The organism is Mycolicibacterium alvei (assembly GCF_010727325.1).
Classification (GTDB): domain Bacteria; phylum Actinomycetota; class Actinomycetes; order Mycobacteriales; family Mycobacteriaceae; genus Mycobacterium; species Mycobacterium alvei.
Genome location: NZ_AP022565.1, coordinates 1,227,493 through 1,253,683, shown reverse-complemented (window position 1 = coordinate 1,253,683; position 26,191 = coordinate 1,227,493). Strand labels below are relative to the sequence as shown.

28 protein-coding genes and 5 tRNA genes are annotated in these 26,191 nt (G+C 67.5%); 21 read left to right on the top strand and 12 right to left on the bottom strand.

Annotated elements, in window-relative coordinates; translation table 11 throughout:
• Nucleotides 1-40: 40 nt before the first annotated feature.
• Together G6N44_RS05900 and G6N44_RS05895 are read right to left on the bottom strand one after the other, a co-directional pair.
• Nucleotides 41-700 carry a biliverdin-producing heme oxygenase gene (locus G6N44_RS05900; RefSeq protein ID WP_163669648.1) on the bottom strand — a complete coding sequence of 220 codons (660 nt, stop codon included), beginning with the start codon at nt 698-700 and terminating at the stop codon, nt 41-43.
• A gap of 85 nt (nt 701-785) precedes the next feature.
• A complete protein-coding gene (locus G6N44_RS05895; protein WP_163661975.1) occupies nt 786-1,352 on the bottom strand; it encodes a TetR/AcrR family transcriptional regulator in 567 nt (188 codons plus the stop codon).
• 156 nt (nt 1,353-1,508) lie between these two features.
• Here G6N44_RS05895 and G6N44_RS05890 point away from each other — a divergent pair, with 156 nt between their 5' ends.
• Nucleotides 1,509-3,146 carry an alpha/beta hydrolase gene (locus tag G6N44_RS05890; protein WP_235682957.1) on the top strand — a complete coding sequence of 546 codons (1,638 nt, stop codon included), beginning with the start codon at nt 1,509-1,511 and terminating at the stop codon, nt 3,144-3,146.
• Here G6N44_RS05890 and G6N44_RS05885 read toward each other — a convergent pair.
• Nucleotides 3,138-3,210 (bottom strand) — tRNA-Gly (locus G6N44_RS05885). The two genes, G6N44_RS05890 and G6N44_RS05885, sit on opposite strands and share 9 nt — an antisense overlap.
• Nucleotides 3,211-3,392: 182 nt before the next feature.
• On the opposite strand from G6N44_RS05885, the gene G6N44_RS05880 reads away from it, so the two are divergent.
• Complete coding sequence (locus G6N44_RS05880) at nt 3,393-5,102, top strand: serine/threonine-protein kinase (protein ID WP_163661974.1); 1,710 nt, start codon at nt 3,393-3,395, stop codon at nt 5,100-5,102.
• Nucleotides 5,103-5,205: 103 nt separating this feature from the next.
• Nucleotides 5,206-5,394 carry a ribosome modulation factor gene (locus G6N44_RS05875; RefSeq protein ID WP_163661972.1) on the top strand — a complete coding sequence of 63 codons (189 nt, stop codon included), beginning with the start codon at nt 5,206-5,208 and terminating at the stop codon, nt 5,392-5,394.
• Nucleotides 5,395-5,562: 168 nt separating this feature from the next.
• Here the strand turns inward: G6N44_RS05875 and G6N44_RS05870 are convergent.
• The 4 genes from G6N44_RS05870 to G6N44_RS05855 all read right to left on the bottom strand — a co-directional run bounded on the left by G6N44_RS05870 (nt 5,563) and on the right by G6N44_RS05855 (nt 6,351).
• Nucleotides 5,563-5,637: transfer RNA gene (locus tag G6N44_RS05870), tRNA-Val, on the bottom strand.
• Nucleotides 5,638-5,654: 17 nt separating this feature from the next.
• Nucleotides 5,655-5,728, bottom strand: a tRNA-Cys gene (locus G6N44_RS05865).
• 30 nt (nt 5,729-5,758) lie between these two features.
• Nucleotides 5,759-5,831: transfer RNA gene (locus G6N44_RS05860), tRNA-Gly, on the bottom strand.
• 109 nt (nt 5,832-5,940) lie between these two features.
• Nucleotides 5,941-6,351, bottom strand: coding sequence for a hypothetical protein (locus G6N44_RS05855; protein WP_163661970.1), 411 nt, complete (start codon nt 6,349-6,351; stop codon nt 5,941-5,943).
• A 211-nt stretch (nt 6,352-6,562) separates the two neighbouring features.
• Here G6N44_RS05855 and G6N44_RS05850 point away from each other — a divergent pair.
• Nucleotides 6,563-6,637 (top strand) — tRNA-Val (locus tag G6N44_RS05850).
• A gap of 122 nt (nt 6,638-6,759) precedes the next feature.
• Nucleotides 6,760-9,123, top strand: coding sequence for a Tex family protein (locus G6N44_RS05845; protein WP_163661967.1), 2,364 nt, complete (start codon nt 6,760-6,762; stop codon nt 9,121-9,123).
• Nucleotides 9,124-9,126: 3 nt separating this feature from the next.
• Here the strand turns inward: G6N44_RS05845 and G6N44_RS05840 are convergent, their stop codons facing one another.
• The 4 genes from G6N44_RS05840 to G6N44_RS05830 are packed head-to-tail and all read right to left on the bottom strand — an operon-like array spanning nt 9,127 to nt 11,816.
• Nucleotides 9,127-9,831, bottom strand: coding sequence for a TVP38/TMEM64 family protein (locus G6N44_RS05840; protein WP_163661965.1), 705 nt, complete (start codon nt 9,829-9,831; stop codon nt 9,127-9,129).
• A 47-nt stretch (nt 9,832-9,878) separates the two neighbouring features.
• Nucleotides 9,879-10,025 (bottom strand): DUF8730 family Cys-rich protein, encoded by a 147-nt coding sequence (locus G6N44_RS29030; RefSeq protein ID WP_170309383.1) that lies wholly within the window; start codon nt 10,023-10,025, stop codon nt 9,879-9,881.
• Between the two features lie 11 nt (nt 10,026-10,036).
• Nucleotides 10,037-10,408, bottom strand: coding sequence for a thioredoxin (gene trxA, locus G6N44_RS05835; protein ID WP_163661963.1), 372 nt, complete (start codon nt 10,406-10,408; stop codon nt 10,037-10,039).
• 25 nt (nt 10,409-10,433) lie between these two features.
• Nucleotides 10,434-11,816: an MBL fold metallo-hydrolase gene (locus G6N44_RS05830; RefSeq protein WP_163661961.1), complete on the bottom strand. Its 1,383-nt coding sequence runs from the start codon at nt 11,814-11,816 to the stop codon at nt 10,434-10,436.
• A gap of 188 nt (nt 11,817-12,004) precedes the next feature.
• On the opposite strand from G6N44_RS05830, the gene G6N44_RS05825 reads away from it, so the two are divergent.
• The 4 genes from G6N44_RS05825 (at nt 12,005) to G6N44_RS05810 (ending at nt 14,845) form a co-directional block, all read left to right on the top strand.
• Nucleotides 12,005-12,613, top strand: coding sequence for a rhodanese-like domain-containing protein (locus G6N44_RS05825; RefSeq protein WP_163661959.1), 609 nt, complete (start codon nt 12,005-12,007; stop codon nt 12,611-12,613).
• Complete coding sequence (locus G6N44_RS05820; protein WP_163661957.1) at nt 12,610-13,497, top strand: sulfite exporter TauE/SafE family protein; 888 nt, start codon at nt 12,610-12,612, stop codon at nt 13,495-13,497. Before G6N44_RS05825 ends, G6N44_RS05820 begins: the two co-directional genes overlap by 4 nt.
• Before the next feature lie 106 nt (nt 13,498-13,603).
• Nucleotides 13,604-14,008 carry a DUF302 domain-containing protein gene (locus tag G6N44_RS05815; protein WP_163661955.1) on the top strand — a complete coding sequence of 135 codons (405 nt, stop codon included), beginning with the start codon at nt 13,604-13,606 and terminating at the stop codon, nt 14,006-14,008.
• Nucleotides 14,009-14,044: 36 nt separating this feature from the next.
• Nucleotides 14,045-14,845, top strand: coding sequence for an SDR family NAD(P)-dependent oxidoreductase (locus tag G6N44_RS05810; RefSeq protein WP_163661953.1), 801 nt, complete (start codon nt 14,045-14,047; stop codon nt 14,843-14,845).
• Nucleotides 14,846-14,855: 10 nt separating this feature from the next.
• Here G6N44_RS05810 and G6N44_RS05805 read toward each other — a convergent pair whose 3' ends face one another.
• Nucleotides 14,856-15,353, bottom strand: coding sequence for a DUF1990 domain-containing protein (locus G6N44_RS05805; RefSeq protein ID WP_163669643.1), 498 nt, complete (start codon nt 15,351-15,353; stop codon nt 14,856-14,858).
• 32 nt (nt 15,354-15,385) lie between these two features.
• On the opposite strand from G6N44_RS05805, the gene G6N44_RS05800 reads away from it, so the two are divergent.
• From G6N44_RS05800 to G6N44_RS05745, 12 genes are all read left to right on the top strand, one after another.
• On the top strand, nt 15,386-16,018 hold the full coding sequence (locus G6N44_RS05800; protein ID WP_163661951.1) for a PaaI family thioesterase: 633 nt from the start codon (nt 15,386-15,388) through the stop codon (nt 16,016-16,018).
• Entirely contained in the window at nt 16,015-16,434 is a 420-nt protein-coding gene (locus tag G6N44_RS05795; RefSeq protein WP_163661949.1) for a TIGR02611 family protein, read from the top strand. The genes G6N44_RS05800 and G6N44_RS05795 overlap by 4 nt, the downstream gene beginning before the upstream one ends.
• A 61-nt stretch (nt 16,435-16,495) precedes the next feature.
• The gene (thrS, locus tag G6N44_RS05790) at nt 16,496-18,562 is read left to right on the top strand and encodes a threonine--tRNA ligase (protein WP_163661947.1); all 2,067 of its coding nucleotides are present in this window, start codon (nt 16,496-16,498) and stop codon (nt 18,560-18,562) included.
• Between the two features lie 20 nt (nt 18,563-18,582).
• Nucleotides 18,583-19,176 carry an ATP adenylyltransferase gene (locus tag G6N44_RS05785; protein WP_372508199.1) on the top strand — a complete coding sequence of 198 codons (594 nt, stop codon included), beginning with the start codon at nt 18,583-18,585 and terminating at the stop codon, nt 19,174-19,176.
• On the top strand, nt 19,173-19,820 hold the full coding sequence (gene pgsA, locus G6N44_RS05780; RefSeq protein ID WP_163661945.1) for a phosphatidylinositol phosphate synthase: 648 nt from the start codon (nt 19,173-19,175) through the stop codon (nt 19,818-19,820). The genes G6N44_RS05785 and pgsA overlap by 4 nt, the downstream gene beginning before the upstream one ends.
• Before the next feature lie 65 nt (nt 19,821-19,885).
• On the top strand, nt 19,886-20,728 hold the full coding sequence (locus G6N44_RS05775) for a phosphatidylinositol mannoside acyltransferase (protein ID WP_235683043.1): 843 nt from the start codon (nt 19,886-19,888) through the stop codon (nt 20,726-20,728).
• A 34-nt stretch (nt 20,729-20,762) separates the two neighbouring features.
• Nucleotides 20,763-21,887, top strand: a complete 1,125-nt coding sequence (locus tag G6N44_RS05770) for a glycosyltransferase family 4 protein (protein WP_163661941.1) — start codon at nt 20,763-20,765, stop codon at nt 21,885-21,887.
• Between the two features lie 2 nt (nt 21,888-21,889).
• Entirely contained in the window at nt 21,890-22,945 is a 1,056-nt protein-coding gene (locus G6N44_RS05765) for an NUDIX hydrolase (RefSeq protein ID WP_163661939.1), read from the top strand.
• Nucleotides 22,946-23,046: 101 nt separating this feature from the next.
• Nucleotides 23,047-23,958 (top strand): pyridoxal 5'-phosphate synthase lyase subunit PdxS, encoded by a 912-nt coding sequence (gene pdxS, locus G6N44_RS05760; RefSeq protein WP_163669640.1) that lies wholly within the window; start codon nt 23,047-23,049, stop codon nt 23,956-23,958.
• 9 nt (nt 23,959-23,967) lie between these two features.
• A complete protein-coding gene (gene tesB, locus G6N44_RS05755) occupies nt 23,968-24,816 on the top strand; it encodes an acyl-CoA thioesterase II (protein WP_163661937.1) in 849 nt (282 codons plus the stop codon).
• The gene (pdxT, locus tag G6N44_RS05750; protein WP_163661935.1) at nt 24,813-25,394 is read left to right on the top strand and encodes a pyridoxal 5'-phosphate synthase glutaminase subunit PdxT; all 582 of its coding nucleotides are present in this window, start codon (nt 24,813-24,815) and stop codon (nt 25,392-25,394) included. Before tesB ends, pdxT begins: the two co-directional genes overlap by 4 nt.
• Before the next feature lie 17 nt (nt 25,395-25,411).
• Nucleotides 25,412-26,167, top strand: coding sequence for a hypothetical protein (locus G6N44_RS05745; RefSeq protein ID WP_163661933.1), 756 nt, complete (start codon nt 25,412-25,414; stop codon nt 26,165-26,167).
• Nucleotides 26,168-26,191: the final 24 nt, after the last annotated feature.

Here is a 26,191-nt window from a genome sequence, read left to right as displayed (position 1 = left end):
ATTTGGGGCGTGGCCGTCCCCGGTAATTGGCGGGGTGTGATCAGCGCCGGTAGGCGGGCAGGTTGGCCGTGAGTTCGTCGAACAATGCCTGGTTCAGGGCGAACGCCACCTTCACCTCGTCGACGACGCGGTCGATGTCGTCGAGGTCGAGGCCGAGGCCGTCCAGGCGGGCCCGGTAGGCATCCTTGTACGGCTTGGCGCGCATCGGGAATTGGTAGAAGGACAGGCCGTCGCCCTGCAGGTCGAATGCGCGGTCGAGTACCCGACCGATGGCCTGGCCGCCGGACAGGTCGCCGAGGTAGCGGGTGTAGTGGTGGGCCACAAGCGCACCGCCCCAGGCGGATTCGGTGATCCGGGTGCAGTAGGCGCGGGCGGCGGGGGAGTCGACGTCGCGTGCTGCGCCCGGGGCCCAGTGATCGAGATCGGCATCGATGGTGGCCAACCGCTCCAGCATCGGGTCGTAGAACGCGGCGACGAGGGGGTCGGCCTGTCGGGCTCGGACCGTCTCCTCAAGCGTGCGGTAGACCGCGCGCAGTCGCAACAGGTAATCGACGTAGCCCTGGCTGTTGACCCGCCCGCTGAGCAGCTCCGACATGAACGACGACTGCTCGGCCGCGTCGTGTTCGCTGCGTGAATCCTCGCGCATGGCGACGGACAGCGATCGGACGGTTTCGGGGGCAACGGCGCTCGGCATACTCAGGCTCCAGGTGTTTTAACGACAGGTTGTCAACATCATGCCGACAGTCTGTCAATAAACCTAGCACCGGGTCGCGTGCCGTGGGGTCCTACGTTTTCGCGGACAGTGCGCGCAGGACGAACTGCTCGATGGCCGCCACCGGAAGATGGCGTGGGGCCAGGCACGCATGAATCAACGACATCGTGGCGGTCGCGTCGTCGACGACGAACTGTCCGGAACCCTGGCCCTGGCTCAGGATCTCGCGCAGCACGTCCTCGACGGCCACCACATGTTCACGGATGGCCAGCATCGTTTCGGTGGACAACGCACCGTAGAGCTGCATGCCCATGCCCATGTGGAATTCCTGCCCGGCCTCGAGCTGATGCCGGATGTAGACCTTCAGGCGCTCGACGGGATCATCGATCTCGGACAGAGCCGCCCGCAATCCGTCGAGGTACCGGGTCGTCTCGTGTGAGGCGAACGCGATCACCACTGATTCCTTGTCGGGAAAGTGGTGATAGATCGCAGTCCGCCCGATCCCGGCCTCGGCCGCGAGCTTGGCCATCGTGATCGCGTCGAAGCTCTGGTCGGCCATCAGTGCCGCGAAAGCCTCGAAGATGCGCTGTTGGACCAGCTCGCGGTGTTCTTCGACCGATGAGGCGCTGATCCTGGGCACGCCCGACTCTAACGCCGGCTTTGCCTGCGGATCCTGTTAGTGCAGGCTTAGCTGCCGGGCCGTGACCGCACGGTCCACTACAGTTTCGAAACCCATCTGAATGAAGGACGGTACTTCGTGCTGCGTGCCTTGCGGGACTTACCCATCCGTGGGCGCGTGGCAACTGCCGCGCGCACTCTGCATCCGGTCGGATTGTCCGGCGCGCTGCTGTTCTTCGCCTGGTCGATGAGCCCGTCACTGCTACCGCGGGCCTGGTATCTGCAGGGGGTCGCGACGGGCATCAGCGTCGGGATCGGATACGGGCTGGGATGCGCGACGGCGTGGGTGGTGCGACGTTGCGGCATCAGTCCGCAATGGTCCTCGCGCACCCGGCGGATCGGGTGGTGGATGCTGGCCGGTGCCGCCGTCGTGGTCGTCCCGGCGTTTCTGATGCTCGGATCATGGTGGCAGCAGATCCTGCGTGACCTGATCGGCATGCCACGCGCTGAGCGGTCCTTCTACATCCTGGTGTTGGTGATCGCGGTGGCCATCGCGTTGGCACTCGTGGCGATCGGGCGTGGGTTGCGTTGGGCCACCAATCGCCTGACCGATCTGGGCGGTCGGGTCGTGCCCGGTCCGGTGGCCCGGTTGGCCGCGGTGGTGATCATGGTCGTGCTGGCGGTGGCGGGGCTCGACGGTGCCTTGCACCGCGGACTGCTCAGCACGGCCGAACGATCTGCGAAGGTGGCCGACAAGAGCACGGCCGACGGCGTGACCCAGCCGAGCGCGCCCGAACGCTCCGGTTCGCCGGCCTCGATGCAGGCGTGGGACACCCTCGGCAGGGAAGGTCGGAATTTCGTGGCCGGTGGCCCCAGCGCCGAACAGATCTCGAAGGTGACCGGCGCCCCGGCACGTACCCCGATTCGGGTGTATGCCGGTCGCACCTCCGCAGACGGTGTCGCAGGCATCGCCGAGCAGGTGGTCGCCGAGCTGCACCGCACCCACGCCTTCGAGCGCAAGGTATTGGCGGTGGTGACCACGACGGGGCGCGGCTGGGTGAACCCAAATGTCGCGGCCGCCCTCGAATACGTCAACGGCGGCGACACCGCCATCGCATCGATGCAGTATTCGTTCCTGCCCAGCGCGCTGTCCTTCATCGCCGATCGCGAGACTCCGCCGTTGGCCGGGAAGGCACTGTTCGAAGCGGTGTACCGGGTTTGGGCAGCGCTGCCGGAGGCCAAACGGCCGAAACTGGTGGTGTTCGGGGAGAGCCTGGGGTCCTTCGGCGGACAGTCGGCATTCGCCTCCGGTGCGGATATCGTTGCCCGTACCGACGGTGCGCTGTTGGTCGGCACGCCCAACTTCGCCCAGCCCTGGGGGAGGCTCACCGCCGACCGGGACCCTGGATCGCTGGAACGCCTGCCGGTGATCGACGAAGGACGCCACATCCGCTTCGCGTCCCGGACCTCCGATGTGAATCTTTCTGGGCCCTGGGAGTTTCCGCGTGTGGTGTTCTGGCAGCATGCCAGCGATCCGATCACCTGGTGGTCGTTCGATCTGCTGCTGCACCGGCCGGACTGGTTGCGGGAACCGCTGGGGCCCGATGTGGATCCGGGAATGCGGTGGCTGCCGGTCGTGACGTTCTGGCAGGTGACGCTGGACATGATCTTCTCGGCCGACGTGCCCTACGGGTACGGCCATGCCTTCGGTCCCGATGCCGCTGACCTCTGGGTCGATATTCTCGCGCCACGCGGGTGGGATCCCGCGCTGACCCAGCGGATCCAGGACGCCATAGCCGGGGCTGAGAGCGGATGACGGGATTCGAACCCGCGACCCTCACCTTGGCAAGGTGATGCGCTACCAACTGCGCTACATCCGCGCGCCACGAGCGAGATCGTCGCCCGTCGCGATGCCGAACACTAGTGCACCGAAGCGTGCGGGCACAAATCCGTCATTCTGATTTGCATTGTGGGGCAACGTAAAAAGTGTGCAAGGGGGCAAAGGTGTCGGCGAGCGGGATGCCGGCGTCGGGCGTCCGGGGGCAGTTCGTAGGATTCCTGGATGCCGCTCGACGTCGGTGAGACGTTCTCCGTGTTCCGGATTGTTCGACCGCTGAGCTCAGGCCGGGCAGGGGATGTCTACCTCGCTCAGCATCCCAGGCGTCCTGGGCCTGACGCGCTCAAGGTGTTGTCCAAGGAGCGTTCGGCCGACCCTGAGCGGCGGGCGAGATTTTGCCGTGAGGCCGATGTGGCGGCCACGTTGTGGCATCCCAGCATCGCCAGGGTCCATGGCCGCGGGGAACATGACGGTCAGCTCTGGATCTCGATGGATTTCGTCGACGGTGTGGATCTCGCTGGTCTCCTCGAGCAGCGATACCCGAACGGCCTACCGCGCGAACAGGTTTTCCGCACGGTGCTCGCGGTTGCCGGTGCGCTCGACTATGCGCACAAGCATGGTTTGCCGCACTGCGACGTCAGGCCGGCCAACATCATCGTCGCTGACGTCGAGGGTGATGCGGAACCGCGCGTCGTTCTCGCCGACCTCGGTATTGCCCGCGATATGCCGGCCGTGGACAAGCCCGGATACGCCGCACCCGAACAACTGATGGGGGAGGACGTCGACGGCCGCGCTGACCAGTACGCCCTGGCCTGCACCGCGTACCACCTCTTGACCGGCACGCAACTGTTCGCGCACCCCAATCCCGCAGTCGTGGTCAGCCGCCACGTCAACTCCAAACCGCCGGCGTTGGCCGACACCCGGCCCGAGTTGGCCGACCTGGACCCGGCGCTGGCCAAGGCCCTCGCCAAGAGCCCGGCTGACCGATTTCTCAGCTGCGGCGCTTTCGCGCACGCCCTGGCCGATGAAACCCCGGTGCCCGCGCTGACTTTGGTGCCGACGCCGGGCGCGCCGGTGCCCACGACCGGGTTTCGGTGGCCCGAGAAACCAGGCTGGGTGCCCGTCGCGGCGATGGCGGCCGTCGGCGTCATCGCCGGCGTCGGAATGTGGCAGCTTTGGCCATCCGCTGATGCCGCAGCGAGTGAGCAGTCGAGTTCAGCGCCGAGCACAGCGACGGCAAGCGCCGCCAACGCGGCGGCCACCCCAGCGCCGGGCGGTCCGGTCTTCGACGGGCTCTACCGCCTCGACTACGACAACCTCGCCGCCTCCCTCAACGGCAATCCCTGGCCGGCGGCGGGCAACCAGATCGCCAGCTACTGGTGGGCATTCCGCTCGACTTGCAAGCCCTCGGGGTGCGTTGCGACGTCGACGCGCATGGACAGCAGCAACCATGCCGTCCCCTTCATCGAAGGTGGCGGCATGACAGCGGTATTCCGCTTCGTCAACGATTCTTGGCAGGGTGATCCAGCGAGGGGTTCACTGCCCTGCGAGGCGCCGAACGTCATGCAAGCGCAGGCGATGGATACGGCCTTGGCATTGACGCCGCAGCCGGACGGTGCACTGGCGGGTGTTCAAACCACCACCATCCAATCCAACGAGTGCGGGCTGCAGGGTGCGGTGATCACAGTGCCGGTTCGCGCGACTTGGCTCGAAGGCGTTCCACCGGGCAGCCCGATTGCCGACCCTGCCGCGGTCCCCGATCCGCTGCCGCCCGCTCCGCAACTGCCGGTACCGGTCGGCCCGCCGGTACTTGCGCCGCCTCCGCCGCCCGCCGATCCGATGCTCCCGCCACCACCCGCCCCACCGGTACCCGCCCCACCGCCAATCGGCACGATCATGCCGAATCCCATCCCGGACGTCGCTCCGCCGAGCTGATCGAAGGGGCGCTCGGCCCTCCCTTGACCTGCCGCCACACGCCGCGTCCTGGTCGTCGGCGTGGGATCCGTCGTTCCGGGTCCGCGGGCCGCATGATTGCCCGATGACGAAGCGCGCGGAATACACCTTTGCGCTCTACTCCGGCTCACTCGCCGAACCCGGCGACCGCAACCCGTATGCAGGCCGATCGCTGGTCCTCGCGAAGCTGTGGATGCGGGGATACATGCGGATGTTGCGGGTGAGGACCGAGACAGGGCCGGCGATGCAGCGTTATCGCGCGGGTGATCGCTGAGCGCAGCCGTGGCCGCGCCGACCCGGGTGCTGGGTGGGGGTTGTCATGCGGCGAAGCTGACCTGAATCAGTCACGAATTTTCAAGGGCTGCACGGAAAGTCGTATCCAGGTCGTGGGGCACAGAAACAAGAAAGGCCCGGGGATGCCGGGCCTGACCTGCATAAAACGTGGTGCGCGATACTGGGATTGAACCAGTGACCTCTTCCGTGTCAGGGAAGCGCTCTCCCGCTGAGCTAATCGCGCGGGTTGAAAATATTCCTTGGAGGTGGAGACGGGAATCGAACCCGTGTGCACGGCTTTGCAGGCCGTTGCCTCACCACTCGGCCACTCCACCGCTGGGGTTGATGCCACAATCGCACCTTCGAGCGGATGACGGGATTCGAACCCGCGACCCTCACCTTGGCAAGGTGATGCGCTACCAACTGCGCTACATCCGCGCGCCACGAGCGAGATCGTCGCCCGTCGCGAAGCAGAACATTAGTCCACCGATGCTTGCAGACACAAATCGCCATGACGAGCGGGCAACGTGCGGCTGAAAACGGTCTTTCAGAACAGGTGATAGGCAGCTCGCGAGAGGGTGAATCCGCGGCGGGTCTTCGTGTCGCGACATGTAATCCCCGCCGCAACGCTCTCGCACCGCAGCGTCCCGGCGGTGACCGAGTCGTGGTCTCCCAGTGGGACACCCGCACTCGGCCTGGCGCCGCCGGCGCAGACGAATTGCGCGGGCCGTCCCGGGTTGAGGGTGATTCCGTGGCCGTAATCGGATGCGCAACTGGCCGGTCGCAGTGGCGGAGCCCAGTTACGTTCGTCGATGTCGCAGCGCGCGGTCGTGGCATCGAGGTAGCACTGCACGTTGCCCGACGGTGCGCTGAAGCTCGTCGGGCCCGTGACCTGCCGGTTCACCACGTCGGAGACGCTGCGGAAGTGCGGCGTTACGGCCGGAGCTGATTCTGTCACGGGGCCCGGAGCGCTGTGGCAACCGGAAAACAGTGCACTAGCAGCAAAAACAGTGCCACTGACGGCCGGCCAGCGGACCCGCAGGTGAACCATGACGGGTGACCATACGCCCGCATCGGGGTGCATATTTGGCAAATCAAACAAGTCGATTCGGCGGGCGTCGATTCGGGCCCGGCCGAGGACGCGTGCTAGTGTTCGACGTCGTTCCCACGGTCTCGTAGCTCAGTGGGAGAGCGTCCGCCTCACACGCGGAAGGTCGCTGGTTCGATACCAGCCGGGACCACCATCGGCACCAGCAGCCTCGGAGATATCCGGGGCTGTTTTTTCGTGGCCGAACACTTTTCGTGGCCGAACACACAGCTCTTTGTGACCGGGTGTTGTCGGTTCGATTCGGTAGGGTCCTCCGACGTGACTCAGAGCGTGACCGTCGGAACCATCAAATCCGTAACCGCCCGTCTGGCCGAGGAACTCGCCGTGCGCGAGGGGCAGGTCGCCGCCACGGTGGCCCTGCTGGACGAGGGCGCGACGGTGCCGTTCATCGCCCGCTACCGCAAGGAGGTCACCGGCAGCCTCGACGACGGCCAGCTGCGCACCCTGGAGGAGCGCCTGGGTTACCTGCGTGAGCTCGACCAGCGTCGTGAGGCGGTGCTGGCCTCGATCCAGGAGCAGGGCAAGCTCACCGACGAGCTGCGGGCGGCCCTGATGGCCGCCGAGACCAAGGCGCGGGTCGAGGACATCTACCTGCCCTACAAGACCAAGCGGCGCACCAAGGCCCAGATCGCCAGGGAAGCCGGCCTGGAGCCGTTGGCCGACCGGCTGCTGTCCGATCCGACGCTGGTGCCCGACGAGGCGGCCGGGGAGTTCCTCAACGACGACGTCGCCGACGTGGCCGCTGCGCTCGACGGCGCCCGGCACATCATCATCGAGCGTGCCTCCGAGGACGCCGAGTTGGTCGGCGCGACCCGGGAGAAGTTCTGGGCCGACGGCGCACTGCGCACCGGTCCGTGGTCCGAGGAGGCCGCGAAGAGCGCTGCCGCACAGAAATTCCGGGACTACTTCGAGTTCTCCGAACCGCTGGAGAACATGCCGTCGCACCGGGTTCTCGCCGTGCTGCGCGGCGAGAAGGAACAGGCGCTGTCGCTGAACTTCGACGGCGGCGAGGACGAGCTGTATCAGGCGATGATCGCCCAGTCCCTGGGCATCGACATGGCTGCCAAGACACCGGCCACCCCGTGGCTGACCACCACCGTGCGGCTGGCTTGGCGCGCCAAGCTGATGATCTCGGCCGCTGTCGACGCGCGCATCCGGCTGCGGCAGCGCGCCGAGGAAGAGGCGGTCGCGGTATTCGCCCGCAACCTCAAGGACCTGCTGCTGGCCGCCCCGGCCGGCACCCGCGCGACCCTGGGGCTGGATCCGGGTTTCCGCACCGGGGTCAAGGTCGCCGTCGTCGATGCCACCGGCAAGGTCGTCGACACCTGCGCGATCTTCCCGCACCAGCCGCAGAAGCAGTGGGACCAGTCGAAAGCCGTCCTGGCGGCCCTGATCGCCCGGCACAACGTCGAGCTGATCGCCGTCGGCAACGGAACCGCCTCGCGGGAGACCGATGCGCTGGCCGCCGAGCTGATCGCCGATATCCGGTCGGCCGGGGCGAAAGCGCCGGTGACGGCCATGGTGAGTGAGGCCGGTGCCTCGGTGTACTCGGCGTCGGAATACGCGGCTCGGGAAATGCCCAACCTGGACGTGACGCTGCGCGGGGCGGTCTCGATCGCGCGTCGCCTGCAGGACCCGCTGGCCGAGCTGGTGAAGATCGACCCGAAGTCGATCGGGGTGGGGCAGTACCAGCACGACGTGACGCCGGGCTCCTTGGCGCGCAGCCTCAATGCCGTCGTCGAAGACGCGGTGAACGCGGTGGGAGTGGATCTCAACACCGCTTCGGTGCCGCTGCTGGCCCGGGTTTCGGGAGTGACCGAGTCGCTGGCCGAGGCGATCGTGGCGTACCGGGAGAGCGCCGGGGCCTTCCGCAGCCGCAAGGCGCTGCTGGACGTTCCGCGCCTGGGGCCCAAGGCCTTCGAACAGTGTGCGGGCTTCTTGCGGATCCGCGACGGTGAGGACCCTCTGGATGCGTCCGGGGTGCACCCCGAGTCCTACCCGGTGGTGCGGCGCATCCTGGACCGCTCAGGCGTGACGCTGGCCGAGTTGATCGGTGACGAGCGCACGCTGCGGGGCCTGAAGCCCGCTGATTTCGCCGATGAGCGCTTCGGTCTGCCCACGGTGACCGACATCCTGGCCGAGCTGGAGAAGCCCGGGCGCGACCCGCGGCCGGCGTTCTCCACCGCCACCTTCGCCGCCGGTGTCGAGAAGGTCGCCGACCTCAAGCCAGGCATGGTGCTCGAGGGCGTGGTGACCAATGTGGCTGCGTTCGGTGCCTTTGTTGATGTGGGTGTGCACCAGGACGGCCTGGTGCACGTCTCGGCGATGGCCGACCGGTTCGTCTCCGATCCGCACGAGGTGGTCAAGTCGGGACAGGTCGTCAAGGTCAAGGTCGTCGACGTCGATGTGGAGCGGCAGCGGATCGGACTGACGCTGCGGCTCAACGACACCCCGCAGGCGGGCAAGCGGCCCGACCGCAACGACGGAGGCGGCAATCAGGGTCGCGGCGGTGATCGGCGGAACCAGAACCAGAAGCGCGCCAACAACTCCGGTCGCCGGGACTCGAATCAGCCCACGGGCTCGATGGCCGACGCGCTGCGCAACGCCGGGTTCGGCAAGTAGCGGTTACGGGGCCTGATCGGTCCCGGAGCGATGGCGGCGCCAGGAGCGGTAGCCGCGATGGGCGGCGAACGCTCCGATGACGGCGGTGACACACCACACGCCGATCGCGGTGTAGGCGAGCGGCGCCGACAGATCGCCGATCGAGGCGCCCAGCGCGGTGTAGACGAACGCGCGCGGCACCGACCCGATGAATGCGCCCGCGGCCATCTGCCACAACGGAACCCCGAAGGCGCCGAAGGCGTAGGAGGCCAGCGCGTCGGACACGCCGGGGACGAAACGCTGCCCGACTACCGCCCACAGGCCGCCCTGTTGGATCTGGCGGTCGAGCCGGTCGGCGCGTTGGGCCCCGAGCAGGGCCCGGGCGCTGTCGCGTCCGGCCCGTCGGCCGATCAGGCTGGCCACCACGGCGGTACCCACCGTCGCGCCCAGGGTCACGAAGGTGCCCAACACCGGGCCGAACAACACGCCGCTGCCTGCGGCCAGGATCGGGCCGGGTACGAACAGCGCGCCCAGACAGGCCGAGACGAACACGTAGGCCAGCGGGGCAGCGGGTCCGGTGGCGGCCACAGCGCCCCGGATGTCGCCGACGTCGATCAGCCGGGCGACAGCCACCAGATAGAACAGTCCGAACAGGAATGCCGCGAAGGCGACGAGTCGCAGGATGTGCGGTCGTCGATCGGTGCCGGGAGAATCGTCGCTGTCAGTCATGGCGGCGACGATTCTTCCCTACCACCGCGACCTCGGAGGGCCGTCAGTTACCGGTGTGCGCGGTGATTCTCGGTGCTGTGCGCGCATTCGCAGCGCTGGGCCGGTGGCACCGACCCCATCACCTCGTCGGCGTGCTGTCCGCAGCCGTCCCAGGTGGTCTTCGCGCAGCGCGGACATTTCGCGGGGTAGCACATGGTCTTACCTTTCAGTGGGTGTTGGCGGTTTCGGCGGCGATCGAGGCCCGGACCTTGTCCATGTCGAGCGCCGCGATCTGGGAGATCAGGTCCTCCAGGGCGGCCGGCGGCAAGGCTCCGGCCTGGCGGAAGACCAGTATTCCCTCGCGGAACGCTGCGATGGTCGGGATGGACTGGATCGCCATCGCGGTGGCGAGTTCGTTCTCCGCCTGAGTGTCGACCTTGGCGTGCACGATCTCGGGGTGGGCGGCCGCGGACTTCTCGAAGGTCGGGGCGAACGCCCGACACGGGCCGCACCATGAGGCCCAGAAGTCGACCAGGACGATGTCGTTGTCGCGGATGGTGGATTCGAAATCCGTGTAGGTGAGGTTGCGGGTGGTCATGATGTTCTCCTTCGTTTGAGACGGATCAGTTGGCGTGGACGTGTGCTTCGGCCCAGGCGTTGTAACCACCGACCAGGTCGGCGGCGCCGGCGAAACCTTCGGCGCGCAGCAGTGATGCGGCCACGCTGGAACGCCAGCCGCCCGCGCAGTGCAGCACGATTGGCTTGTCGGTGGGAATGTCGGCGAAGCGGGTCCGCAACTGCGCCAACGGGATTGGCAGCGAGCCGGGAATGACGCCGGATTCGCGCTCACCCGGGTTGCGGATGTCGATCAGCGTCACCTCGTGCTGGTCGAGCATCCGGTCGAGCTCGGCGATCCCCACCCGCGGTGCGGCGACCACGAGATCGGACAACTCCGCGGGGAAGGTGCCGTCGGCGGCCACGTTGAGGTAGCCGATGGCGTTGTCGGAACCGATGCGGGCCAACCGCAGCGCGGCCTCCTGTTCCTCGCCCGGGTAGGCGATGAGCACGATCTGCTCGCCGACCTCGGCGACCATGCCGCCGGTCTCGGCGAAGCGGCCGTCGAATCCGACGTTGACCGAACCACCCAGGTGGGCCGCGGAGAAATCGTCCACGCTGCGGGCATCGACCACCCGGATGCCGGCGGCGAGCGCCTCGCGCACCTGAGCCGGGCTGAACTCGGGGATTGACCGGGATTGGTCCAGCAGCGGATGCTGGCGCTTGTTCATCGCGGCGTTCACCGAGAAGTACGACGGTGCGGCGGGTTGACCGTTGGTGATCAACTCGACGAAGTCGGCCTCGCTCATCGGCTGCACCGACGGATTGGTGCGGCGCTGCTCGCCGATGGTCGACGTCAGCTCCGTGGACAGGTTCTTGCCGCAGGAGGAGCCCGCACCGTGGGCGGGCATGACCGCCACCTCGTCGGGCAGCGTGAGCAGCGTGTCGTGCACGGTGTGGTACATGGCGCGGGCCAGATCGCTGGTCGAACCGTTGCCCAGGTTGACCAGATCGGGTCGGCCGACATCGCCGATGAACATCGAGTCACCGGTGAGCACGGCCGTGGGGGTGGCCCCAGGACGTTCGCGGACCAGCACGCTGATCGACTCCCAGGTGTGACCCGGCGTGGCCAGGATCTCCAGTTCGACGGTGCCCAGCGAGATGCGTTCGCCGGCCGCGAGACGGCGGATCGGGTAGTCGGTCTCGGCCGCCTCGCCGAATCCGATCCATGCGCCGGTGGCTTCGACGAGCTCGAGGTGCCCGGAGACGAAGTCGGCGTGGAAGTGCGTGTTGATCACACCTTCGATGGTCAGCCCGAAGCGATCGGCATCGGCCAGGTACTCGGTGATGTCTCTCCGGGGGTCCACGACGATTGCCCGGCCTGACGTGGGGTCGCCGATCAGATACGAGGCGTGCGAGAGGCATTCGATGTAGTACTGCTCGAGGATCATCTGGACTACTCCTTGGTTCTTTTCGTCGGGCTCGGGTCCTGCGGGATTGCTTTCGATTGATTCAACCATACCCCCGGGGGTATTTATTTCGTGGTTCCGATACCCCTACCGGTATGTGGTAACCTGACTGCGAACATACCCCAGGGGGTATAAAAATCAAATGTCTCTCCAACAGCTGAAGGTGTCCCATGACTGACGTCGCCACTCCCAAGACCATCGATTCGCACGGTCTTGCCGAACGTCTGCAGGCAGCCAATCCGCCCAGGCTGCTCGATGTCCGCACCACCGCGGAGTTCGAGACCGCGCACATCCCCGGTTCCTACAACGTGCCGTTGGATCTGCTCCGCGAACACCGCGCCGAGATCTCGAACACCGCCCAGGCCGGCGGTGCCGAGGAGTGGGTCCTGGTCTGCCGTTCAGGCCAGCGTGCAACCCAGGCAGAAGAGGCGCTGCGGGAGCACGGACTGCCCAATGTCCATATCCTCGACGGCGGCATTGTCGATTGGGAATCAAAGGGATTCAAGGTCAATCGCGGTGCGGCGAAGTGGGACCTGGAACGCCAGGTGCGCCTGGTGGCCGGATCGATCGTGCTGACCTCGATCGTGGGCAGCATTGCCGCCCCCAAGCTCAAGTGGCTCGCGGGCGCGATCGGTGGCGGGCTGACCTTTGCGGCACTGTCGAACACGTGTGCCATGGGAATGCTGTTGTCGAAGCTTCCCTACAACCGTGGCGCCGGCTGCGATGTCGACTCGGTCGTCGGCCAGCTCTCCAGCTGCCCGGCAAGTAGGCCACGATGATCGGCCTGACACTGGCCCTGGCCGTCGTCGTCGGGATCACGCTGGGCGTGCTCGGCGGCGGCGGTTCCATCCTCACGGTTCCGCTGCTGGCCTACGTCGCGGGCATGGATGCCAAGCAGGCCATCGCCGCCTCGTTGCTCGTCGTCGGCGTGACCAGTGCCGTCGGCGTGATCTCGCATGCCCGGGCGGGACGGGTGCAATGGCGGGTCGGCCTGATCTTCGGTGCGGCCGGCATGGCCGGGGCATATCTGGGCGGCCTGCTGTCGCGGTTCATTCCGGGCACGGTGCTGCTGATCGGGTTCGCCCTGATGATGGTCGCCACCGCCGTGGCCATGCTGCGTGGCCGCAAAGCCACCGAGAACGCCGACCCCGATGGTCAGCAGCGGCCTTTGCCGGTGGTGAAGATTCTGGCCGAGGGCCTGGTGGTCGGGCTGGCGACGGGACTGGTCGGTGCCGGTGGCGGCTTCCTGGTGGTGCCGGCCCTGGTGCTCCTCGGCGGGCTCTCGATGCCGGCGGCCGTGGGCACCTCGCTGGTGGTGATCGCCATGAAATCGTTCGCCGGTCTGGCCGGATATCTGTCCACCGTGCAGATCGACTGGACGCTGGCCCTGATGGTGACCGCTGCAGCGGTGGTCGGTGGATTGATCGGTGCCCGGTTGACCGCGTTGATCAAACCGGATGTGCTGCGTAAGGGCTTCGGCTGGTTCGTCCTGCTGATGTCGTCGGTCATCTTCGCTCAGGAGGTGCACCCGGTACTCGGCGCCACGGTCGGCGGTCTCACCGTGCTCGCTGCGGTGCTGAGCGGAGTCTGCGCCCGCGTCGCGCGGTGCCCGCTGCGGCGGATCACGATGACGGCGCCTCGGCAGACGGTGTCGGCGGGCTGACGGTGTTGGCGGGCTGACCCGTCGGCCTGAGATGCAAACCTGGGTGGCACCCCCGCCGCCACGGGTAGCTTGAGGTCTTGGCCTGGGAAATGAGAGGAACCACGAGATGGACATCGCATTAGCGACCACCACGCAAGGACCGTTCGACGAGGCTGTTGCTCGTACCCGAAACGCACTGGGCGAGCAGGGGTTCGGAGTACTCACTGAGATCGACATCCGGTCCACGCTCGACGCCAAACTGGGCGGTGGTGCCGGCGACGAGCTGGGGGAGTACCTGATCCTGGGCGCGTGCAATCCCCAGTTCGCTCAGCAGGCGCTGCGCGCATTTCCGCGGATCGGCGTGCTGTTGCCGTGCAACGTGGTGTTACGGGCACCTCGTGACGGTGACGGGGTGGTCGTCGTCGAGGCGATGAACCCCAGCCTGATGGCCGAGGTGACCGACGAACCGGCGCTGGTCGATGTCGCCGCCGAGGTCGGCCGACGCCTGCAGGCGGCACTCGACAGCCTCTAGCGCACACGGTTGGGCGCGCCCCGTAGGTTGACAGCCGTGGATATCCCGATCGCCGTGGTCACCGGGGCGAGTCGTGGCGCGGGCCGCGGCATCGCCGCAGCCCTGCTCTCCTCGGGTTGGCGGGTGTACGTCACCGGCCGGACCGTGACCGACCCGGGGGAAGGCGGTATCGCCGTCCAGCTCGATCACTCCGACGACGCTGCCGTGGGTGCGCTGTTCGAGCGGGTCGCCGAACAGGAGGGCCGGCTGGACCTTCTGGTCAACAATGCCGCCGCCGTGCACGATGACCTGGTCAACCCGAAACCGTTCTGGGAGAAGCCGATCGAGTTGGCCGATGTGCTGGAGGTGGGATTGCGGTCGGCGTATGTGGCGTCGTGGTACGCCGCGCCGCTGCTGTTGGCCGCCGATCATGGTCTGATCGCGTTCACCTCCTCGCCCGGATCGGTCTGTTACATGCACGGACCCGCTTACGGCGCCCAGAAGGCCGGCGTGGACAAGCTGGCGGCGGACATGGCGGTCGATTTCACCGACACCAGGGTCTCGACGGTGTCGATCTGGATGGGCATCCTGCTCACTGAGAAATTCAAGGCCGCGTTCGCCGGCCACCCAGACGCGCTGGCCAAGACTGCCGAGCACGCCGAAACCCCGGAATTCACCGGTCATCTCATCGACGCGCTGTACCGGGATCCTGATCTGAAGCAGTTGTCCGGGCACACCGTGATCGGTGCCGAACTCGCGGCCCGCTACGGGATCACCGACGAAGGTGGCCGGGTGCCGCCGTCACACCGGGAAATGCTCGGCTCACCGAGGGAACCGAGTTCGGCCGTCGTCCGGTAGTCGGTGACGCTCAGATGCCGCTGAGATAGCGCCGCGTCACCACCCGCTGGAGCAGCCGCGTCACCGGGCCGCCCAACCGGCTCCACCACGTGGCCGGCCGGGAGAACGCGACCACGTCGGCGTGCACGATGTCGGTCGCCGGGTCGTACCGGACCGAGAACAACTCCTCACCCGATTCGGGATGGCCGGCCAGGGTGCCGTAGGCGAAGCCGCGCCGGTCGGTCTCGTCGAGCACATAGACCACCCGGCACGGCGCCGGAACGGGTCCGAGCCGGACGACCAGTTCGGTGCCCACCGCGGCGGTCTCGGCGGTGGCCCGCACCCGCAGGCCCGCGCCGCGTTGCATACCCCACCGCAGCACGTCCGCGCCGGCCCGCTCGAAGCGGTCGCGGCCGGTGCCGATCTGCGCCGACGCCCGGGTGTGGCGGTAGCCCGCGGGCAGATCGCCGGCCGTGGCGCCCACCTCCGGATAGGTCAGGGGCAGCCGTGCCAGGTCGTCCAGTTTCACGTCCACCACCATGGCACCTTTACGGTGGCGGTGTGGCCCCAGAAAACGACACCGCCGGCACGCACCCCGGCGGCGGGTTCAATCCGCCCGACCCCACCGATCGCGGCGGCCCGGATTACGGCCGATTCATCGAAGCGGTGCGCACTCTGCAGGACCACGCGCGCGGTGCGGACGCCCCTGACGAGGTCATCACCGAGGCCGCGGACCTGATCGAGCAGGTGTCGGCGCTGCTGGCGCCGTATGAGGCCGACGAGTGGAATTCACCGTCGGGCCGGCGGATAGACCTGCCCAACCGGGGCAACGTCAACAACGTGCCGGTGCATCTGGAACGGACCGCCGACGACCGGATCGCCGGAACCGCCCACTTCCGGCGCTTTCACCTCGGCCGCAACGGCGCGGTGCACGGCGGGTCGCTGGCGCTGCTGTTCGATTCCCTGCTCGGCTATACCGCCGCCAAACTGACCGGCAGCATGTATCAGCGCACCGCATACCTGCACGTCAACTACCGCCGGATCGCTCCGATCGAGAAAGAACTTCAGGTACAGGCCGGCATCGACCGCATCGAGGGCCGCAAGATCTTCGTCGAGGGACGGCTGCTCGACGGCGACGACGTGCTCGCCGAGGCCGAGGCATTGTTCGTCCGACTCAAGCCGGGACAGCCGTGAATCCGGCGGCAGTGAAGCAGCGCTGGACGCGCTGGCGGGAGGGGTTGCGGTCACGCCCGGCCGCCGAATTCACCTACCGGATCGTCGTCGGCGTCGTCGGCACACTCGTGCTGGCGGTCGGCATCGTGGCGATCCCGTATCCCGGTCCCGGTTGGGTCATCGTGTTTCTGGGCCTGGCGATCCTGGCCAGCGAATTCGACTTCGCGAAGCGGGCGCTGCGCTACGTCCGGGCCCGCTACGACGCCGTGATGGCGTGGTTCGATCGCCAGCACATCGCGGTCAAGGGGGTCAGCGCGGTGTTCACCGGACTGGTCGTGCTGGGCACGCTGTGGCTGTTCGGCGTGGTCGGTTGGAGCGCCGGACTGGTCGGACTGGAGCAGCAGTGGCTCAAGAGCCCCATCGGGCTGGGGTCCTGATCAGGCCCACCGATAGCATGACAGCGTCCGCATCAGCCCTTGCATGGTAGGAGACTCCCCGATGAGCGCCGCCCCCAGCCCAGCCCCCGCTGCCCCGATCCGGGTCGCGGCCGGGACTACCGCCGGCGCGGCGGTGCGCGAGGCGGATCTGCCCAGTCGTGGCACCCCGGACGCGATCGTGGTGGTGCGCGACAGCGAGGGGCGCCTGCGGGATCTTTCCTGGACCCCGGACACCGATGTCGAGGTGACGCCGGTGGCGGCCAACACCGACGACGGCCGCAGCGTGCTGCGGCACTCGTGCGCCCACGTGCTGGCCCAGGCCGTGCAGGACCTGTTCCCGCAGGCCAAGCTTGGTATCGGCCCGCCGATCACCGACGGTTTCTACTACGACTTCGCCGTCGCCGAGCCGTTCACGCCCGAGGACCTCACCAAGCTTGAGAAGCGGATGCAGAAGATCGTCAAGGACGGTCAGCTGTTCTCCCGGCGCGTCTACGAATCCAAGGATCAGGCGCGCGAGGAACTGGCCGGCGAGCCCTACAAGCTCGAGCTGGTCTCCGGAGATTTCGCCAAGTCCGACAACCTGGACGAGGTGATGGAGGTCGGTGGCGACGAGCTCACCGCGTACGACAACCTCAACGCCCGCACCAAGGAACGGGTGTGGGGTGACCTGTGCCGCGGCCCGCACATCCCGACCACCAAGTACATCCCGGCCTTCAAGCTGACCCGCAGCAGCGCCGCGTACTGGCGCGGCGATCAGAACAACGCCAGCCTGCAACGCGTGTACGGCACCGCCTGGGAGTCGCAAGAGGCCCTCGACCGTCACCTCGAGCTCATCGAGGAGGCGCAGCGCCGCGATCACCGCAAGCTGGGCGTCGAACTGGACCTGTTCAGCTTCCCCGACGAGCTCGGCTCCGGACTGCCGGTGTTCCACCCCAAGGGCGGTGTGATCCGTAAGGAGCTGGAGGACTACTCGCGGCGCAAGCATTCCGAGGCCGGCTACGAGTTCGTCAACACCCCGCACATCACCAAGGAGCACCTCTACATCACGTCGGGTCACCTGGAGTGGTACGCCGACGGCATGTACCCGCCGATGCACATCGACGCGGAGTACAACGACGACGGCACGGTACGCAAGCCCGGGCAGGATTACTACCTCAAGCCGATGAACTGCCCGATGCACCACCTGATCTACCGGGCCCGCGGGCGCTCGTACCGCGAACTTCCGTTGCGGCTCTTCGAGTTCGGGTCGGTGTACCGCTATGAGAAGTCCGGCGTGGTGCACGGGCTGACCCGGGTGCGCGGCATGACCCAGGACGATGCGCACATCTACACCACGCGGGAGCAGATGCGCGGCGAGCTGACCTCGCTGCTGCAGTTCGTGCTCGACCTGCTCTCCGATTACGGGCTGGACGATTACTACCTGGAGCTGTCCACCAAGAATGCCGACAAGTACGTGGGCTCCGACGAGATGTGGGACGAGGCCACCGAGACCCTGCGGTCGGTGGCCGAGGCCTCGGGCCTGGACCTGGTGCCCGATCCAGGTGGCGCGGCGTTCTACGGCCCCAAGATCTCGGTTCAGGTCAAGGACGCGCTGGGTCGCAATTGGCAGATGTCGACCATCCAGCTGGACTTCAACATGCCCGACCGCTTCGAGCTCGAGTACACCGCCGCGGACGGGAGCAGGCAGCGCCCCGTGTTGATCCACCGCGCCCTGTTCGGCTCGATCGAACGCTTCTTCGGAGTGCTCACCGAGCACTACGCGGGTGCCTTCCCGGCCTGGCTGGCGCCGGTGCAGGTGGTCGGCATCCCGGTCGCCGATGCCCACCTGGACTATTTGTATGACGTTGCGGCCCAACTGAAGTCACGTGGCGTACGGGTCGAGATCGACGGCAGCGACGACCGGATGGCGAAGAAGATCGTCAACCACACCAACCAGAAGGTGCCGTTCATGCTGCTGGCCGGGGACAAAGACCTCGAAGCCGGCGCGGTCAGCTTCCGCTTCGGTGACCGCACCCAGATCAACGGCGTGCCCGTCGACGAGGCCGTGGAGGCGATCGTGAAGTGGATCGCCGACCGCAACAATGCGGTGCCGACCGCCGAACTGGTCAAAGTGGGAACCAGCCAGTGACCGACGACGAGCGGTCGATCATCGACCACGGCGGCGGAGACGCCATCATCGACCACGGCGGCGGAGACGCCATCGTCGACCGTGGCGTGGGTAGGCCGGACCACCTGCAGCGGCTCTGGACGCCGCACCGGATGAGCTACATCGTCGATGCGGTCAAGGGCGATAACAAGGTCGGCTCGGCCGGTTCGTCCCAGCCGTTCACCGACATCCCCGAGATGTCCGACGAGGACGGGCTCATGGTCGCCCGCGGCGAGCTGGTGTATGCCGTGCTCAACCTCTACCCGTACAACCCGGGCCATCTCATGGTGGTGCCGTACCGGCGGGTGTCGGAGCTGGAGGACCTGACCGAGGCCGAGAGCGCCGAGCTGATGGCGTTCACGCAGAAGGCAATTCGTGTCATCAAGGCCGTGTCGCGCCCGCACGGGTTCAACGTGGGCCTGAACCTGGGCATCTCGGCGGGCGGATCGCTGGCCGAGCACCTGCACATGCACGTGGTGCCGCGCTGGGGCGGCGATGCGAACTTCATCACGATCATCGGTGGCGCCAAGGTCATTCCACAGTTGCTGAGCGAGACCCGGGAACTGTTGGCGACGGAATGGGCGCGCCAGTCGTGAGCAATCTCTTTCTGATGAGCCGGGCGGCCTACGCGAAGCTGTCGCGGCCGGTGGCCAAGGCGGCGCTGCGCGCGGGCCTGACCCCCGACATCGTCACCATCGTCGGTACCGCCGGAACGGTGACCGCCGCGCTGACGCTGTTCCCGATGGGCCAGTTGTGGTGGGGTGCGTTCGCCGTATTCGTCTTTGTGCTCGCCGACATGCTCGACGGGGCAATGGCCCGCGAACGCGGTGGCGGCACCCGGTTCGGTGCCGTGCTGGACGCGGCCTGCGACCGCATCGCCGACGGCGCGATATTCGCCGGCCTGCTGTGGTGGGCGGCGTTCGGCATGCACAACCCGACGCTTGTGGTCGCGATCCTCATCTGCCTGGTGACTTCACAGGTCATCTCCTACATCAAGGCCCGCGCCGAGGCCAGCGGCTTGCGCGGTGACGGCGGCATCATCGAGCGCCCGGAGCGGCTGGTGATCGTGCTCGTAGGCGCGGGGCTGTCGGGGGTGCCGTGGCTGCATGTGCCGTGGCTGCTGCACGTCGCGGTATGGCTGTTGGCCGTGGCCAGTGTGATCACCGTGGCGCAGCGACTGCACGCGGTGCGCACATCGACGGGCGCCATGGATCTGATTCAACCCCCGGGGGCCTCGTGAACATTCCGTTCTCCGGGCAGGTGACCGATCTGGGTTACGCAGCAGGGTGGCAGCTGGTTCGCTCGATGCCGGAGTTCGTGGCGCGCAACCTGTTCGACGCGGGTGCCCTCTACGCCTCCCGCGGCGGTGGGCCGCAGCAGCTGCGCAAGAACCTGTCCCGGGTCATCGGGGTGCCTCCGGCCGAGGTGCCCGACGACCTGATGCGGGCGGCGCTGGCCTCCTACGCCCGGTACTGGCGCGAGGCGTTCCGGCTGCCGTCGATGGACCTGACCGCCGTGGCCACCCGTCTCGACGAGGTGTTCGTCGGCGCGGACAAGCTTCGGGCTGCCAAGAAAGCAGGCCGCGGCGCAGTGCTGGCGCTGCCGCACAGCGGGAACTGGGACATGGCCGGAGTGTGGCTGGCCCAGCAGTTCGGCACCTTCGCCACCGTCGCCGAACGACTGAAACCCGAGTCGCTGTATCGGCGTTTCATCGACTATCGGGAGAGCCTCGGATTCGAGGTGTTCCCGCTGTCCGGTGGTGAGCGCCCGCCGTTCGAGGTGCTCTCGGACCGCTTGCGGGACAACATGTTCGTCTGCCTGATGGCCGACCGGGACCTCACCCGCAACGGTGTGGAGGTCAACTTCTTCGGCGAGCCCACCCGGATGCCCGCCGGGCCGGCCAAGCTGGCGATCGAGACCGGCGCCCCGCTGCATCCGGCGCATGTCCACTACGACGGAGAGGATTGCGTGGTCGAGATTTTCGATGCACTCGACACCTCGTCGGGAGACGTGTCGGTGGTGATCCAGAAGTTGGCCGATCGGTTCGAGGCGAACATCGCGGCGCATCCCGCCGACTGGCACATGCTGCAGCCGCAGTGGCTGTCCGATCTGTCCGACGAACGTCGTGCCCGACTGGGTACCACCTGATGAGCGCTTGCGCGAAGAGGCGACGGAGCTAGCCATGCGTATCGGGATGGTCTGCCCGTATTCGTTCGATGTGCCGGGCGGAGTGCAATCCCATGTGCTGCAACTGGCCGAGGTGATGCGCGCGGGCGGACACTACGTCAGCGTCCTGGCGCCGTCGTCACCCCATGTGAAGCTGCCCGATTACGTGGTGTCGGGCGGCAAGGCCGTTCCGATTCCGTACAACGGCTCGGTGGCCCGGTTGCGGTTCGGGCCGGCCACCCACCGCAAGGTCAAGAAGTGGATTGCCGAGGGTGACTTCGACGTGCTGCACCTGCACGAGCCCAATGCCCCCAGCCTGTCCATGCTGGCGCTGCAGGCTGCCGAGGGTCCGATCGTGGCGACATTTCACACCTCGACGACGAAATCGTTGACGCTCAGCGTGTTTCAGGGGCTCCTGCGACCCTTCCACGAGAAGATCGTCGGCCGCATCGCGGTGTCGGACCTGGCCCGTCGCTGGCAGATGGAGGCGCTCGGCTCGGATGCGGTCGAGATCCCCAACGGGGTCGACGTGCCCTCGTTCGCGAATGCGCCGCGGCTGGAAGGGTATCCGCGGCCCGGTCGCAGTGTGCTGTTCCTCGGCCGGTTCGACGAACCTCGCAAGGGCATGCCGGTGTTGCTCGGCGCGCTGCCGAAGCTGGTGCGGCACTTCCCCGATGTCGAGGTTCTGATCGTGGGCCGCGGCGACGAAGACGCGCTGCGGCAGGAAGCCGGCGAGTTGGCCGGGCATCTGCGTTTCCTCGGGCAGGTCGACGACGACGCCAAGGCGGCCGCGATGCGCAGCGCCGACGTCTACTGTGCGCCGAATCTGGGCGGGGAGAGCTTCGGCATCGTGCTGGTGGAGGCGATGGCAGCCGGCACAGCCGTGGTAGCCAGCGAATTGGACGCCTTCAGCCGCGTTCTCGATCAGGGGCAGGCCGGCCGGCTGGTGCCGGTCGGCGACGCCGACGCCCTGGCCGATGCGCTGATCGAGGTGCTCGGAGATGACGCACGGCGCGAGCAGTACATCGCGGCGGCCACCGAGCGGGTGGCGCGCTACGACTGGTCGGTGGTGGCCGGCCAGATCATGCGGGTATATGAGACGGTGGCCAGTGCCGGAGTGAAAGTACAGGTGGGCGACTAGACATGGCCGTCTGGATAGTGATCGCGGCGGTGACCGCGCTGGTCGTCCTGCTGCTCGTCGGCGGGTGGGCCTATCAGACCGCCAACCGGCTCGATCGGCTCCATGTGCGCTACGACCTGTCGTGGCAGGCGCTGGACAGCGTTCTGGCTCGCCGCGCCGTCGTGGCCCGCGCCGTCGCGGTCGATGCCTACGCCGGCGCTCCTGCGGGCAAACGTCTTGCGAAGCTGGCGGACTCCGCCGAGCGGGCCTCGCGTCCGGCACGTGAGGCCGCCGAGAACGAACTTTCTGCCGCACTGGCCGCGGTGGACCCCGCCGAGCTTCCGGTGGCGCTGGTCGCCGAGCTTGCCGATGCCGAAGCCCGGGTGCTGCTGGCACGGCGTTTCCACAACGATGCCGTCCGCGACACCCTGGCGCTGCGGGAGCGCCCGATGGTGCGGGCGCTTCGACTCGGTGGAACCGCTGCGTTGCCAACCTATTTCGAGATCGTCGAACGTCCGGACTCCCAAGCCGAGGCGAACCCGGTGAGCCGTCGGACCTCCGCACGGGTGGTGCTGCTCGACGAGACGGGCGCGGTGTTGCTGCTGCACGGCAGCGACCCGGCGATCGACGATCCGGACCAGGCGCCGCGGTGGTGGTTCACCGTCGGCGGCGCTGTCCGCCCGGACGAGGAGAAGGCGGCCGCCGCGGTGCGTGAGCTCGCCGAGGAGACCGGGTTGCAGGTGACGGCCGCCGAACTGGTCGGACCGGTGTGGCGGCGCGAGGCCGTCATCGACTTCAACGCCTCGGTGATCCGCAGCGAGGAGTTCTACTTCATCCACCGGACCACCCGGTTCGAGCCGTCGGCAACCGGGCGCACGACGCTGGAACGGCACTACATTCACGGGCACCGCTGGTGCGATGCGACAATGATCGCCGAGTTGGTTGCCGGCGGAGAGGCCGTGTATCCGCTGCAACTGGGTGAGCTGCTGGCTCAGGCCAATGATCTGGCCGAACAGCCGACGGCGCCGCCGGCGAATACGCGCACAACCGCGGATCGGGAGCTGCAGGCCATCCGGTGATTGCGGATTTAACGGATTTGGCAGCTCTACTAGACTGAATCAGTGGGAATTTGGAGGTGATTGCGATGGATATCGGTGGGCAGGAGCGCAGCGACCGGGGAATCGTTGGCGCAGCGCAGAACGGTTCGAGCAACCAGACCGGCACCGCGCGCGTGAAGCGCGGGATGGCTGAGATGCTCAAGGGTGGCGTGATCATGGACGTCGTCACCCCCGAACAGGCGAAGATCGCCGAAGGTGCGGGCGCCGTCGCCGTCATGGCCCTGGAGCGGGTCCCCGCCGACATCCGCGCCCAGGGCGGGGTGTCGCGGATGAGCGATCCCGACATGATCGAGGGCATCATCTCCGCGGTCACCATCCCCGTCATGGCCAAGGCGCGCATCGGGCACTTCGTCGAGGCGCAGATCCTGCAGAGCCTGGGCGTGGACTACATCGACGAGTCCGAGGTACTCACCCCGGCCGATTACGCCAACCACATCGACAAGTGGCGCTTCACCGTGCCGTTCGTGTGCGGTGCCACCAACCTGGGCGAGGCGCTGCGCCGGATCACCGAGGGGGCGGCGATGATCCGCTCCAAGGGCGAGGCCGGCACCGGCGACGTCTCCAACGCCACCACCCACATGCGTCAGATCGGCGGCGAGATCCGTCGGCTCACCTCGATGAGCGAAGACGAGCTCTACGTCGCGGCCAAGGAACTGCAGGCGCCGTATGACCTCGTCGTCGAGGTGGCCCGGGCCGGCAAGCTGCCGGTGACGATGTTCACCGCAGGCGGCATCGCCACCCCGGCCGACGCCGCGATGATGATGCAGCTCGGCGCCGAGGGCGTGTTCGTGGGGTCTGGCATCTTCAAGTCCGGCAACCCCGCCGAGCGGGCCGCCGCGATCGTCAAGGCGACGACGTTCTACGACGATCCCGACGTGTTGGCCAAGGTGTCGCGCGGCCTCGGCGAGGCGATGGTCGGTATCAATGTCGAGGAGATCGCCCAGCCGCACCGGCTCGCCGAGCGCGGCTGGTAAATACCTCCTATGGCGATTGAAGAGATCCTCGATCTGGAGCAGCTCGAGGTCAACATCTATCGCGGCGGGGTATTCAGCCCCGAGTCGGGTTTCCTGCAGCGCACCTTCGGCGGCCACGTGGCCGGTCAGTCGCTCGTTTCGGCGGTGCGCACGGTGGAGCCGACGTTCCAGGTGCACTCTCTGCACGGTTATTTCCTGAGGCCGGGCGACGCCCGGGCACCGTCGGTCTACATCGTCGAGCGCATCCGGGACGGCGGCTCGTTCTGCACACGACGGGTGAGCGCGATCCAGCACGGCGAGACGATCTTCACGATGTCGGCGTCGTTCCAGACCGACCAGACCGGCATCGAACATCAGGACGCGATGCCCGAGGCGCCCGGGCCCGACGATCTGCCCGGGTTCCGGTCCGGGGGAGCGTTCGACGACGCCGGCTTCGCCCAGTTCGCCGAATGGGACGTGCGGATCGTGCCGCGGGACAAGGTGGCGCGGCTGCCGGGCAAGGCCTCGCAGCAGCAGGTGTGGTTCCGCCACCGTGACCCGCTGCCCGACGATTACGTGCTGCACATCTGCGCGCTGGCCTACATGAGCGATCTGACCCTGCTCGGTTCGGCGCAGGTCAACCACCTCGACGTACGCAAGCATCTGAACGTGGCGTCACTCGACCACGCCATGTGGTTCATGCGGCCGTTCCGCGCCGACGAATGGCTGCTCTACGACCAGTCCTCGCCTTCGGCGTGCGGCGGGCGCTCGCTGACCCAGGGCAAGATCTTCAACCGCTACGGCGAGCTGGTGGCCGCGGTGATGCAGGAGGGTCTGACCCGCTACCAGCGCAATTTCACGCCACCGGAGGGCTCATGACCCCCCGGGTCGGTGTGCTCGCGTTGCAAGGCGACACCCGCGAGCATCTGGCTGCGTTGTGTGAGGCAGGCGCCGAGGCGGGCACCGTGCGGCGGCTTTCCGAACTCGACGCGGTCGACGCCCTGGTGATCCCCGGCGGCGAATCCACGGCGATGAGCCATCTGCTGCGCGAGTTCGACCTTCTCGAACCGTTGCGGGCCCGCATCGCCGCGGGGCTGCCCTGTTACGGCTCCTGCGCGGGGATGATCCTGCTGGCCAGTGAGATCAAAGACGCCGGTGTGCCGGGCCGTGCGGCGCTGCCTCTCGGTGGCATCGATATGACAGTGCGGCGCAACGCCTTTGGCCGCCAGGTCGATTCCTTCGAAGGGGACATCGACTTCGTCGGCCTCGACACTCCGGTGCATGCGGTATTCATCCGGGCGCCGTGGGTCGAGCGGGTCGGCGCCGAGGTCGAGGTGCTGGCCCGTGCCGCTGACCACATCGTGGCGGTGCGGCAGGGCTCGATGCTGGCCACGTCCTTCCACCCGGAGGTGACAGGGGACCGGCGCATTCACAAGCTGTTCGTCGATTCGCTCTGAGCCGATACGATCCGGCGGTGAACTGGCTGGGCGCCTGGTGGCAGCACGACGTGGTGGACGGTTACAAAGGGCCACTGCTGCTGAGTTTCGTGGCTTTCGTGGTGACGTTCGTGACCACCCGCACCATCACCCGGCTGATCCGTGACGGCAGAGGGCCGTTCCACAACGTCAGCACGGGCGGTGTGCACATGCACCACTCGACACCCGGCGTCATCCTGCTGATCGCGGGTGCCTTCACCGCCGTGGGTTGCCCGCCGCTGTCGGGCTGGGCCTATCTGGCCGCCCTCCTCGTCGGCGTCGGCGCCTCACTGGTGCTCGACGAGTTCGCGATGATCTTCCGGCTGCAGGATGTGTACTGGAGCCAGGAGGGCCAGCTGTCGGTCAACATCGTCACGCTGGCCGCGGCTTGCGTCGGCCTGGCCGTCGCCGGCGTGTCGCCCATCCACACCGACGATCTGCCCGCCGGGGTGGCCGCGCTGCGCTACACGGCCGTGGTGGCCCTGCTGCTGCACTTTCTGGTCGTCTCGGTGGTCGCCCTCAAAGGCAAGTACCCGACCGCGTTGATCGGCTTGTTCGTGTCGCCGGTGGCCTGGGTGGCCGCGGTGCGGCTGGCCAGGCCGACCTCACCATGGGCCCGTTGGCGGTACAGCCCGAAGCGGCTCGAGCATGCCCGCCGTCGTGCGGCCGAATTCGACGCACGATGGGCGCCGGTGCGCCGGCACTGGGACGACCTCGTCGGGGGCACGCCGACGGCGCCCAACCCCGATCAGTAGTCGGCAATCCCGCCGTACGCAGGA